This window comes from Halomonas sp. Cn5-12, from assembly GCF_021532545.1.
In the GTDB taxonomy this organism is placed as follows: Bacteria; Pseudomonadota; Gammaproteobacteria; order Pseudomonadales; family Halomonadaceae; genus Vreelandella; species Vreelandella aquamarina.
Genome location: NZ_JAKGAY010000051.1, coordinates 1 through 12064 on the forward strand (window position 1 = coordinate 1; position 12064 = coordinate 12064).

Consider the following 12064-nt stretch of genomic DNA (forward strand, 5'->3'; position numbering starts at 1 on the left):
GCTTCCTTCAGACCCCACCGTTGGCCAGTGACGCCCTTGCCAGTCGGATTGTCTTCCCCTCAGTCGGGGTGACGCCATCTTCTTTCAGATGGCCGGGTTTGCCGGCTTCGCCGGGCAAACAAAAAAACCCCGCAAGAAATCTTGCGGGGTTTTGCGTGACTAAGCGCTTATAAAAAGCGCTTAGCAGGCGCGTTTAGCCGAGCAGGTGCTCAACGGCAGCGCGCTCTTCACGCAGTTCTTTTTCGGTGGCTTGCATCTTCTCTTTGCTGAACGCGTCCAGTTCGAAGCCTTGGACGATTTCATATTTGCCACCCTGGCAGCGCACCGGGTAGGAGTAGATGATGCCTTCGGCAATGCCGTAGCTGCCGTCGGAGGGAATCGCCATGCTGACGATGCCGTCGCAACCCAGCGCCCAATCGCGCATGTGGTCGATGGCAGATGACGCAGCAGAAGCGGCAGAGGAAGCACCGCGCGCTTTGATGATCGCGGCACCGCGCTGCTGCACAGTCGGGATGAAGTCGTTTTCGTACCAGTCACGCTCAACCAGATCGAAAGCGGCTTTGCCGTCTACTTTGCACTGGGCCAGATCCGGGTACTGGGTGGCACTATGGTTGCCCCAGATGATCATGTTTTCAACGTCGGTGACGTGCTTGCCGGTTTTCTGAGCCAGCTGTGTCAGCGCGCGGTTATGGTCCAGACGCGTCATGGCAGTGAACTGACCAGCGTCCAGATCCGGCGCGTTGCAGGAAGCAATCAGCGCGTTGGTGTTGGCCGGGTTGCCGACGACCAGCACTTTCACATCACGGCTAGCATGGTCGTTCAGTGCTTTACCCTGTACAGAGAAGATCGCGGCGTTGGCTTCCAGCAGATCTTTACGCTCCATACCCGGGCCACGCGGACGTGCACCTACCAGCAGAGCGAAGTCAGCATCTTTAAAGGCAACGTTCGGGTCGTCGGTGGCAACGATGTCTTGCACCAGCGGGAACGCACAGTCGTTAACTTCCATCACGACGCCGTTCAGCGCGTCCATCGCTTGAGGAATTTCGAGAAGCTGGAGAATGACAGGCTGATCCGGCCCTAGCATGTCGCCAGCGGCAATACGGAAAATAAGAGAGTAGCTGATCTGGCCGGCACCGCCGGTAATCGCAATACGTACTGGATCTTTCATCATTGCTCCTTGATGGTTCGCCTAATGGAGGTTCGCCTGGTAAAGAATAGCGCCATGATGGTATGCCCAGACGCTCAAAAACTCAATCAGACATGAGACGACTACCCATTTGCACGCGGGCTTGATACTCGCTGAAAACGGCCAGTTACGCTATGGTGTGACGGGCTGCGGTACCATCCTTACCGCGCTATCTATTTTGTCATTCCCTTGGAACAGTGACTTTCCATGCGACGAATTCCCCCCTCTTACGCGCTGGCTAGCCTGCTGGTGCTGGCGTTAGTGGTATGGCTGGCCGTTGGCGATTTTCAGCAGTTTCAATCTTCACCTCCTGAAAGCACAGCAGAGCAAGCCGAGGCCCTCCCCCGCGTCGAGGTAAGCACTCAGCAGAGCACGCCGTATATTCCCCAGCAGGTGCTACAGGGCCAGCTCACCGCTGAGCGTGAGACAGTGCTGCGTGCCAACGTCGCGGGTTACGTCGCAGAGAAGCCGGTCAAGCAAGGAGAGAGCGTGCGCCAGGGCGAAACGCTACTAGTGCTGGATAACGATGCCCTGCCCGAACGCTTGCGGCAGGCCAGAGATGAACTAGCGCTGGCCGAAGCCGAGTACGCCGGTGCCCAGAGCCTGCGCCGTCGTGAGCTAATTTCCCAGCCGGAGCTGCTGCGCCTGCAAAGCGCGCTCAGCGCCAGCGCGGCGCAGGTGGCGCAGCTAGAGAAACAGCTGCAAGACACCCGGCCCACTGCCCCATTTGACGGCACCCTCGACCGAACACAGGTAGAGCTTGGCGACCTACTCCAGCCAGGCGAAGAGTGGGCACGCTTGATTGATGATCGCCGCCTAACCGGTACCGCCTGGGTGTCACAGCAGCAGATAGGTGCTTTAAGCGTGGGGTTACCCGTGACGGCCCGTCTACTTAACGGTGGATCGCTCGCTGGCGAAGTGAGCTATATCAGCAGCCGTGCAGAAGAAGCGACCCGTACGTTCTATATCGAAGTAGCACTCGACAACCCCGAGCGCCTGCGCTTAGCGGGAGGCAGTGCAGAGTTCACGATCACATTGCCACCCCGCCAAGTGCACACCCTTTCGCCTGCGTTATTCAGCCTTGACGAGCGCGGCCAGTTAGCCATCAAGCACTTGGATGACGAGGATCGTGTCGTGCAAACCGCCGTCGAGCTAGTTAGCGCCGATACCCAGCGCGCCTATGTCAGCGGCCTGCCCGACCCGGTCACCCTCATTACGTTAGGGGCTGGCTTGGTCCGCCCCGGCGAAGCAGTAACCCCCGTGCCTGCCCAGGAAGGTGGACATGCGCCAGTTAATTAATGCCGCCCTCACCCATACCCGTACCACACTGCTGCTACTGGTAGGGCTGCTACTGGCGGGCACGGCCGCATGGCAGGCGATTCCCAAAGAAGCCAACCCCGACGTGACGATCCCGATTATCTACGTATCTCTCGCGCTGGAGGGCGTCAGCCCCGAAGATGGCGAGCGTCTACTGGTCCGCCCCATGGAGCAGGAGCTGCGTGGCATCGAGGGGCTGCGTAAATTCACCGCTCAGTCCAGTGAAGGGCACGGTTCGGTGACGCTTGAGTTCGACCCTGGTTTTGACCCAGACACCGCGCTGGCCGATGTGCGCGAGCGCGTCGATATTGCCCGCAGCAGCCTGCCCGATGAAGCGGAAGAGCCACGGGTGATGGAAGTTAACGTCTCCGAGTTTCCCGTTCTGAGTATCGGCCTCTCCGGCGATCTGGATACCCGGGAGCGGATGACGATTGCCCGGCGCTTGAAAGAGGAAATCGAAGGCATCGCCGATGTGCTCGAGGTAGAGATTGCTGGCGAACGGGAGGACCTGTTGGAGATCGTCGTCGACCCGCTGGTGCTGGAGAGCTACGGCGTTGATTTCGACACCCTGTTCAATCAGATATCACGCAATAACCGCTTGGTCGCCGCAGGCAGTCTGGATACGGGCGCGGGGCGTTTAGCGTTAAAGGTTCCCGGCATTATTGAGTCGTTAAACGACGTGATGAACATGCCGGTGAAAGTAGAAGGAGATCAAGTGGTCACCTTTGGCGATGTGGCCTGGATTCACCCCACCTACAAAGAGGCCGAAGGATTTGCCCGTATTGATGGCCAGCCCGCCGTGGTGCTGGAAATCTCCAAACGCGCTGGGGCCAACATCATCGCGACCATTGAAGCAGTGCGAGAGCAGTTGGCACTCGCGGAAGACCTGCTGCCCGAACAGCTACGGATAACCACTATTCTGGATGAGTCGGTTACCGTGCAGAACATGCTCTCGGAGCTGCTGAATAACGTGTTAACCGCCGTTGTGCTGGTACTCATCGTAGTGGTGGCCGTGATGGGCTGGCGGATGGCACTGCTGGTAGGGCTGACCATTCCAGGAGCGTTCCTCACCGGCATTCTGCTGGTGTGGGCGTTTGGATTTACGCTCAATATTGTCGTGCTGTTTGCACTGATTTTGGTCGCGGGCATGCTCGTGGATGGGGCTATCGTCGTCAGCGAGTTGGCCGACCGGCATCTGCACGACGGCCAAGCGCCGCATCAAGCGTGGCTCGATGCCGCCTCACGCATGAGCTGGCCGGTCATCGCCTCTACGGCAACGACACTCGCCGTGTTCATCCCGCTGCTGTTTTGGCCGGGCGTGGTGGGCCAATTTATGAAGTACCTGCCCGCCACGGTGATTCTATGCTTGCTGGCCTCGCTGGCCATGGCGCTGGTGTTTTTGCCTACGCTGGGCCGCCTGTTCACGCGCACCTCTCATGCCAGTGGTACCGGGCCGATAGATGAAAGTACAGCGCTTGGGCGTGGGTATCGTCGGATCTTGAGCCGCCTGCTTCAGCATCCTGCCTGGGTACTGCTGTTTGCGGTACTGCTGATTGCCCTACTCTACACCGGCTATGCGCGCTTCAATCATGGCGTGGATTTCTTTCCTAACGTGGAGCCGGACAGCGCTCAGGTACTGGTGCGCGCCCGCGGTGATTTTTCGGCGGAGGAAACCGATGCCATTTTGCAGCGCGTGGAGCAGCGCTTGGGTGGTATGGGGGAAGTGGAGGCGCTCTACGCCCGCTCTTACGCTGTGCCCGACCAGCAAATGGGTAGTGATGTAATTGGCATGCTTCAGTTCCAGTTTATCGACTGGTATCAGCGCCGTCCTGCTCGCACCATTCTGGCGGATATGGCTGAGCGCACCCAGGATATCCCAGGCATTACCCTGGAGTTTCAAGAGCAGGAGATGGGCCCCGGCGGCGGCAAGCCGATTGTGCTGGAAGTGAGTGCTACCGACCCGGACATTGCCGATGCAGGGGTTGATCAAATCACGGCGATGATGCGCAACCTTGGCGGCTTTACCGATATTCAGGATAACCGCAGCCTGCCGGGCGTCGAGTGGCAGGTGCATGTGGATCGCGAAGCCGCTGCCCGTATGGGAACCGATATCACCACCATCGGCAGTGCCGTTCAACTGCTCACCACCGGGCTTCAGATCGCCTCTTATCGTCCGCCCACGGTGAACGATGAAGTGGATATTCGGGTGCGACTGCCGGAGAACTGGCGCACATTGAACCAGCTTGAGCGTTTGACGATTAATACCCCTCGCGGGCAGGTGCCTATTTCGCACTTTGTGGAGATTACTCCTGCACCAAAAGTGGGCACGCTTAACCGCATCGATGGCCGCCGTGCTATTACGGTGGAAGCCGACTTAGCTCCAGAATTCTTGGCCGATGAGCGGCTGCGCGCTCTATTGGACGCTGGCCAAGGCCAACTGCCCGACGGTTTGATGGTTAACGTCGCCGGTGAGCAAGAGGATCAGCAGGAGTCGATGCAGTTTCTGGTCAGCGCTTTCTTGGTTGCGATTGGCTTGATGGCACTGATTCTGGTGACCCAGTTCAATAGCTACTACCAAGCCGCGCTGGTACTGTCGGCGATTGTGTTCTCAACGGCAGGGGTATTGATGGGACTACTCATCACCGGCCAAGCGTTCGGCATTGTGATGGTAGGCATGGGGGTGATCGCGCTGGCAGGGATCGTGGTGAACAACAATATCGTCTTGATCGATACCTATAACGAGCTGCGCGCCGAGGGCATGCCCCCCGCTCAAGCGGCCTTGGAAGCAGGCTGTTTACGCCTGCGCCCGGTGCTACTCACCGCGATTACGACCGTACTGGGGTTGATGCCGATGGTGTTGGGCGTCAACGTCAATTTGTTTGCCCCGGCATTAGGTTTCAACGCCCCGTCTGCCCAGTGGTGGACACAAATGTCCAGCGCCATCGCCGGTGGGTTGACGTTCGCCACCTTCCTCACCCTGCTGCTCACCCCCTGCATGCTGGTGATTGGAGGTCGCTTACGGCGAGAGAAGAGTATTGAGTGAATCGCCTCATCGTCGCGGGCTAAAGCCCCCTCCCACATAGCTGCCTGCTTGCATTAGCTGCTGAGTCTACCGGTGGGAGGCCAATTTATTGGGCGACTGCCTGAGCGGGCGGGGAGTCCACATCGTCGCGGGCTAAAGCCCCCTCCCACATAGCTGCCTGCTTGCATTAGCTGCTGAGTCTACCGGTGGGAGGCCAATTTATTGGGCGACTGTCTGGGCAGGCACTGGTGCCTGAATCGTCGCGAGCTAAAGCTCCCTCCCACAACAAGCCCCTCCCACAGGGTGAAGGGGCTTACGAGGACAGAGGCTTAAGCGGGAGATTTGATCTGCTGGGGGCTGTGGGCTGCATGGAGGCGTGCGATGAGCTGTTCCTCCAGGGCGAAGCGTTCGGTGAGCCCTTTGGCGAGACGGTCAATCCAAGCGGGTAACCGCGCTAGGTTTTGTTGGCAGCGCACCGGGGATACGAAGTCTTCATCAAACTCCAGCACCATGGCAGTAGACATTTCCAGGCGCTCTAGCAGTTGTGCGGCAATGTGAAGCGCGCTTTCGTCATTAAAGGCTTTCGCTTCTTCCGCAAGCTGCGGGTAAATCTCAAAGTGCCCAGCACTGATATAGTCCATCAGCAGTTCGCTGAAGGTATCAATGCGCGCTTTGCTCACGGCTTCCAGCTCCGCATCGCAGGCTTCTTTTAGTTCAATAAAGCTCACGAGTAGCGCGCGACGCTGATCAAGCCAGCGATCAATTAAGCTGTGTACGCCTCCCCAGCGCTCCAGGGCATTTTTGCAATCTTCGAGCATGGGGCTTTCTCCTTGCAGATAGCCGCCTTGAACAGGGCTAGACTCGCTTTTCCTTCTGCCTCTGTCAATCCTGGCGGGAATGATTTCCTTGATACTGGAGAGTACGTCTTCGATAGTCAACGCTTGCGTTAGACAGCCGTCGATAGATCGGCTGCCTAACGACTAGGCTAGCGCTTGATGGCTAGCCACAGCATACGCAGCGGCGCCAGGGCCAGCACCAAAAAACCGATCAGCGTCCAGGCAGGCAGTGACAGCCCCAACAGCATGAAGTCGATCTCAGCGCACTCCCCAGAGCCGGTAAGCACCATGGCGACGACTTCCTGCATAGGCAGGATATCCATCATGTAATCCAGCCCTGGGCCACAGCTAGGCACCTCATCTGCTGGTAAGCCCTGCAGCCACACATGACGCCCGGCGATAAAGGCACCGGTGCCCACGGCAGCTAACCCTAACAGGCCATAAATGCCTCTACCCACGCCCCCTTTAGGGTTGTGAATGGCTGCCACAGCTAGCACTAGCCCGGCGGCGATAACCGCTACTCGCTGAAAAATACATAGCGGGCAGGGCTCTAAACCCACAATATGCTCAAGGCTCAGCGCTACGGCCATCATCAGTACGCAAAACGCGACACCGGCGAGTGCCGTCGGACGAATGGCTGACAATGTCATTGCGCATCCTCGGGTGGCAGTGCAGAAAGCACCCGAGACTCTCGCGCTTTGGTGAAATAACTCTCTAGGAACTCGCTAAAGCTCTCTTGGTCGGCCTCCTCAATATCCCGCTGCTGCTGGTGAGAGGTGTCGATCAGTTGAGCGAGTAGCGCTTCGCGGGAACGCAGCATCGGCGTGGCTTTCAGCTTATCGGCTTGGGCCTGCGCCATGCTCAGTAGCGTGTCGCTTAGTGATCCATTGCCCTCTTGCAAGCGCGCCAGCATTTGCGCCGAGGGGGTCAACGAAGGATCTTTCAAGCGTGGTGCAAGAGCTTCAAGCGCTGCTGCATGGGGTTCGCCCTCCTCGACAGCATCCAGCAAGCGTGCCACCTCAGCCATTTCAGCAAAAATTTGCTCGCCCCAAGCAGGCAGCGTGACCGATTCCCCATTGCGAGTTAGGCGCAGTTCCGGGTCGCGGCCGCGCTCTACGACCAGCCGTCGGTTATCGTCTAGGCGGTCACACTCTTCATCGGAAATCCAGGGGCTGTCGCTGAGTAGGCACCACATCAGGAAGGTGTCGACAAAGCGCATCTGGGATTCCGTGACGCCCAACGGATCGAACGGATTGAGATCCAGGCAGCGCACTTCGATGTATTCGACGCCCCGGGCCTCCAACGCCTGGCTTGGCGTTTCGTTGTGCTTGGCTACGCGTTTGGGTCGAATATCGCTGTAGTACTCGTTTTCGATCTGCAGGATATTGGCGTTAAGCTGCTGCCACTCGTCGCCGTTTCTCACGCCCAGCGCTTCGTAGTCCGGCCAGGGGGTGGAAATGGCATGGCGCAGCGTGTTGACGTAGTTCGACAGCGAATTGAAGCAAATTTTAAGCTGCGACTGCACTTTGTTCTGATAGCCAAGATCCGACATACGCAGTGTAGTGGCATAAGGCGCGTAATAGGTATCGTCGCTGAGCGGCTGCAGCTTATCCGGCACTTGACCATTCGGCAGGAAGCTTTTGTCTATCGCAGGAGACGCGCCAAACAAGTAGAGCAGCAACCAACTATGGCGGCGGAAGTGGCGAATCATCCCGAAGTAGCGGGTCGAGCGGTAATCGTTAAACGGGATGTTGGTGGCTTTTTCCATTTCCCGCAGCGCGTGCCACATATCGTCCGGCAGCGACACGTTGTAATGCACGCCCGCGATGGCCTGCATAATACGGCCATAGCGTACGTCTAAACCCTTACGGTAGACATGCTTCATGGTGCCGACGTTAGAGCTGCCGTAATCCGCAATAGGCACACTATCGTTACCTGAAAGCCGCGAGGGCATGCTGCCCGGCCAGATCCACTCGTTTTCCAAGTGGTGATAGGTAAAGGTGTGCAGATCAGATAAAAACGCCAGCGCCTCTTTAGGCTCGGAGTACACCGGAGTGATGTACTCCAGTAGCGCCTCTGAATAATCGGTGGTGATGTGCGGATGAGTCAGTTTTGACCCCAGCGCCTGCGGATGAGCCGTTTGGGCAATATGTCCGTTGGCATCAACACGCAGACCCTCTTTCTCCAACCCGCGACGCAAGCGCCCTAAGCGCCCAAGTCGCGCGCTTGGCAGCAGCCGCTCTACCTGGGCGGTGAGCGAAGATGGCACAGTGAGAGGTTCAGACAAGGTGAACACTCCTTGTTAGTAAGGCCTGCATTAAGCAGGCCTTGTTGAAGTCAGCTGGCATCGCCATAACCATTACCCTGCTTTCTCATCGAGAATAGACAGCAGGATATGGCGACAATGGTTAAATATTCAAGACGCGCGGCTATTTGCCCCGCTTGGCTTTCATCAGCGCAGCCCCAAGCGCACCCATCGCAGCAGGGGGTTCGCTCTGCTGATTGCCCTGGCGCTGCCCGCCTTGGCGGCTGCTGCGAGCGGGTTTGCGCGGCGCTGCCGAGGCCGTGCTGCCTGGTGCATCGGGCTGTTCCGGCTCGTCATCCAAACGCATGGATAGCCCTACCCGTTTACGCGGAATGTCTACGCTCATCACTTTGACCGTGACGATATCGCCCGCCTTAACAACGCTACGCGGGTCATCAATAAAGCGGTCGGAAAGCGCCGAGATATGCACGAGGCCGTCTTGGTGAACGCCAATATCCACAAATGCCCCGAAGTGGGTCACATTGGTGACGGTTCCTTCCAGCACCATGCCGAGCTTTAGGTCTTTGAGGGTTTCAACGCCCTCTCGGAATTCAGCGGCTTTGAACTCTGGGCGCGGGTCGCGGCCGGGCTTATCCAATTCTTTGAGAATATCGCTCACGGTGGGTACACCAAAACGCTCGTCAGCGAAGTCGGCGGGCTTGAGTGCTTTCAGGGTCGTGCTGTCGCCAATCAAACCTTTCACATCACGGCTATTCTGTTTGGCGATGCGCTCCACTAGCGTATACGCCTCGGGGTGAACGGCACTGGCATCCAGCGGGTTCTCAGCATTGCTAATACGCAAAAAGCCTGCGCACTGCTCGAAGGTTTTCGGGCCAAGGCGGCTCACTTCAAGCAGCTCTTTACGGCTCTTGAATGCCCCCTGCCGATTGCGCTGAGCGACGATATTTTCGGCAATAGCGGCGCTTAGGCCTGCCACACGGGAAAGCAGCGCGCTGGACGCGGTATTGAGATCCACGCCCACGGCGTTAACACAGTCCTCAATCACGGCTTCCAAGCTGCGAGAGAGCTGCACTTGGGAAACATCGTGCTGATACTGGCCCACACCAATGGATTTGGGCTCGATCTTCACCAGCTCGGCTAAAGGGTCTTGTAAGCGGCGAGCGATAGAGACAGCGCCGCGAATCGTCACGTCCAGATCCGGGAGTTCCCGCGCGGCGTACTCGGATGCCGAATACACCGATGCGCCCGCCTCGGATACCATTACCTTTCTCAGCCGATGGGCTGGGGCCAGCGCTTTTACCAGCTCGCCCGCGAGCTTGTCGGTTTCGCGGCTGGCGGTGCCGTTACCTACCGCGATCAGCTCCACACCGTGCTGTTTTACTAGCTTGGCCAGCACGTTAAGGGATTCATCCCAGCGGTTTTGCGGCGCATGGGGGTAGATCGTTGCTTGGTCAATAAACTGACCGGTGGCGTCGATCACCGCTACTTTACAGCCGGTGCGCAGGCCGGGGTCTAATGCCAACGTGACTTTCTGCCCGGCAGGCGCTGCCAGTAGTAGGTCTTTCAGGTTGGCGGCAAATACGTCGATGGCGGTCTGCTCGGCGTGTTCACGCAGGCGGCCCAGTAGTTCGGTTTCCAACGCGGTGTAAAGCTTCACGCGCCAGGTCCAGCGAACTACTTCGCTTAACCATTTATCCGCCGCGCGTCCCTCATCACTAATGCCTACGTGCTTGGCAATCGCCACTTGGGCGGGATGAATGGGTGCGTCGTCTTCGCCCGGCAAACGGATCGCTAGGCTTAAGATGCCTTCGTTGCGGCCACGGAACATGGCCAACGCCCGGTGCGAGGGCACTTTCGCCAGCTTTTCGTCGTGCTCGAAGTAGTCGGAGAACTTCGCGCCCTCCTGCTGTTTGCCATCCAGCACGCGCGCACTGAGCTCGCCCTCTTGCCATAGCCGCTCCCGCAGTTGACCAATCAGCTCGGGGTCTTCGGCAAAGCGCTCCATCAGAATCTGCTTGGCACCATCCAGCGCCGCCTTGGCATCTTCAATGGCGGGGATATCCCCTTCGGCTTCGCGCAGGTATTGAGCGGCTTCGCTTTCGGGGTCAAGCGTTGGATTCGCTAACAGCGCATCCGCCAGGGGCTCTAACCCGGCTTCACGGGCAATTTGGGCTTTGGTGCGGCGCTTTTTCTTGAAGGGGAGGTATAAATCTTCCAAACGCTGCTTGGTATCGGCGGCCTGAATGGTCGCTTTGAGTGTGGGGTCTAACTTGCCCTGCTCATCGATGGCGGCCAGTACCGCTTCACGACGCTCTTCAAGCTCGCGCAGGTAGCGCAGGCGTTCGTCCAACTGGCGAAGCTGCGTATCATCCAGCGCGCCAGTGACTTCTTTACGGTAACGGGCAATAAAAGGAACGGTAGCGCCACCATCCAGAAGCTCTACCGTTGCGGCGACCTGTTCAGGCCGGACGCTTAGCTCTTCGGCCAAGCGTGCAGTAATGCGTTGTTTGACATCCATAACGTGCAACTAACTCATGCAGCATTCGAGGTGCCGACAAGGTACCACAAACCACCTAGACTGGCATGGATTGCCCTTTACTCCCAACGTTAGGCGGGCACAAAGCGCAGCACAACGCCGTTATTACACCAACGCAGGCCGGTGCCAGGGTCGTACTTCATGGCACTGGTGAACAGCAGCAAATCGCAGCCTGCACAGTGGTATGCGCCTTCATCGTACTGCTTATCCAAGGGGCTTGAGAATGCTGCCTCTACCCCCTCTTCGCGCAGCACCTAAATCTGGGGCAGCCTCAAGATCAAGGCGCGGAAAGCCAAACGAGACACCCGGCAAAACACCCGCTAAGCCGGTTAAGCCGGCTAAGCCTAAAAAGTGACGACGTTTCATTGGCATAACTCCCATCGACAACGGTTGGATAGTAAAGAGAAACAAGCAGATTTGACTGCTCCCCTCCCTAAAGGAAGGAGATTCCCAATTCACCGAGAACAGGACATGGAGACTGACGCCATGCCGCTTACATTCTCTCCAAGGGCTAACACCGCCAGCCCGGCGGCTTTAATGTTGGTTGCGGCGTTGTGGTCGCGGTCATGGTTTGCGCCACATTCGGGGCAGTTCCATTTCCTGACCGTCAACGGCAGCGACGACAATGTGTGCCCACAACCCGAACAGCGTTTGGAGCTGGGGAACCACTGGTCAATGGCGACCAGTGAGCGTCCGCCCCATTCTGCCTTGTACGCCAACTGGCGCACGAACTCACCCCATCCGGCATCGGCAATCGCTTTACTCAGCGTGGGGTTGCGGATCATGTTTTTCACTTTCAGGGATTCGACACAGATCACTTGGTTCTCGTTAATCAATCTGCGGGACAATTTGTGCAAATTGTCCTGTCGGCAATCGGAGATTTTGGCGTGAAGTTTCGCCA

General features: G+C 58.0%; 8 protein-coding genes and 1 pseudogene. 2 read left to right on the forward strand and 7 right to left on the reverse strand.

What is annotated here, in order from left to right; translation table 11 throughout:
• Window positions 1-193: 193 nt before the first annotated feature.
• Window positions 194-1168, reverse strand: coding sequence for a malate dehydrogenase (locus L1249_RS16580; RefSeq protein ID WP_016913321.1), 975 nt, complete (start codon window positions 1166-1168; stop codon window positions 194-196).
• A 225-nt stretch (window positions 1169-1393) separates the two neighbouring features.
• On the opposite strand from L1249_RS16580, the gene L1249_RS16585 reads away from it, so the two are divergent.
• Both L1249_RS16585 and L1249_RS16590 read left to right on the forward strand, forming a co-directional pair.
• The gene (locus tag L1249_RS16585; RefSeq protein WP_230835162.1) at window positions 1394-2485 is read left to right on the forward strand and encodes an efflux RND transporter periplasmic adaptor subunit; all 1092 of its coding nucleotides are present in this window, start codon (window positions 1394-1396) and stop codon (window positions 2483-2485) included.
• Window positions 2469-5546, forward strand: coding sequence for an efflux RND transporter permease subunit (locus L1249_RS16590; RefSeq protein ID WP_235253762.1), 3078 nt, complete (start codon window positions 2469-2471; stop codon window positions 5544-5546). Before L1249_RS16585 ends, L1249_RS16590 begins: the two co-directional genes overlap by 17 nt.
• Before the next feature lie 308 nt (window positions 5547-5854).
• Here the strand turns inward: L1249_RS16590 and rsd are convergent, their stop codons facing one another.
• The 6 genes and pseudogenes from rsd to L1249_RS16620 all read right to left on the reverse strand — a co-directional run.
• Window positions 5855-6343, reverse strand: coding sequence for a sigma D regulator (gene rsd, locus L1249_RS16595; protein ID WP_044630363.1), 489 nt, complete (start codon window positions 6341-6343; stop codon window positions 5855-5857).
• A 167-nt stretch (window positions 6344-6510) separates the two neighbouring features.
• On the reverse strand, window positions 6511-7011 hold the full coding sequence (locus tag L1249_RS16600; RefSeq protein ID WP_058578366.1) for a disulfide bond formation protein B: 501 nt from the start codon (window positions 7009-7011) through the stop codon (window positions 6511-6513).
• A complete protein-coding gene (gene gshA, locus L1249_RS16605) occupies window positions 7008-8648 on the reverse strand; it encodes a glutamate--cysteine ligase (protein ID WP_058578367.1) in 1641 nt (546 codons plus the stop codon). The genes L1249_RS16600 and gshA overlap by 4 nt, the downstream gene beginning before the upstream one ends.
• Before the next feature lie 142 nt (window positions 8649-8790).
• Entirely contained in the window at window positions 8791-11145 is a 2355-nt protein-coding gene (locus tag L1249_RS16610; protein WP_228168678.1) for a Tex family protein, read from the reverse strand.
• An 89-nt stretch (window positions 11146-11234) separates the two neighbouring features.
• A pseudogene (locus tag L1249_RS16615) lies at window positions 11235-11529 on the reverse strand (peptide-methionine (R)-S-oxide reductase).
• Between the two features lie 89 nt (window positions 11530-11618).
• The coding region (locus L1249_RS16620; RefSeq protein ID WP_235253764.1) for a transposase at window positions 11619-12064 on the reverse strand (446 nt) is incomplete at its 5' end.

Excerpts from the sequence above, each read along its gene's own strand:
- L1249_RS16580 (WP_016913321.1), bottom strand. The coding sequence starts at position 1,168 with ATGAAAGATCCAGTACGTATTGCGATTACCGGCGGTGCCGGCCAGATC.
- L1249_RS16590 (WP_235253762.1), top strand. The coding sequence starts at position 2,469 with ATGCGCCAGTTAATTAATGCCGCCCTCACCCATACCCGTACCACACTG.
- L1249_RS16610 (WP_228168678.1), bottom strand. The coding sequence starts at position 11,145 with ATGGATGTCAAACAACGCATTACTGCACGCTTGGCCGAAGAGCTAAGC.
- L1249_RS16600 (WP_058578366.1), bottom strand. The coding sequence starts at position 7,011 with ATGACATTGTCAGCCATTCGTCCGACGGCACTCGCCGGTGTCGCGTTT.
- L1249_RS16585 (WP_230835162.1), top strand. The coding sequence starts at position 1,394 with ATGCGACGAATTCCCCCCTCTTACGCGCTGGCTAGCCTGCTGGTGCTG.
- rsd (WP_044630363.1), bottom strand. The coding sequence starts at position 6,343 with ATGCTCGAAGATTGCAAAAATGCCCTGGAGCGCTGGGGAGGCGTACAC.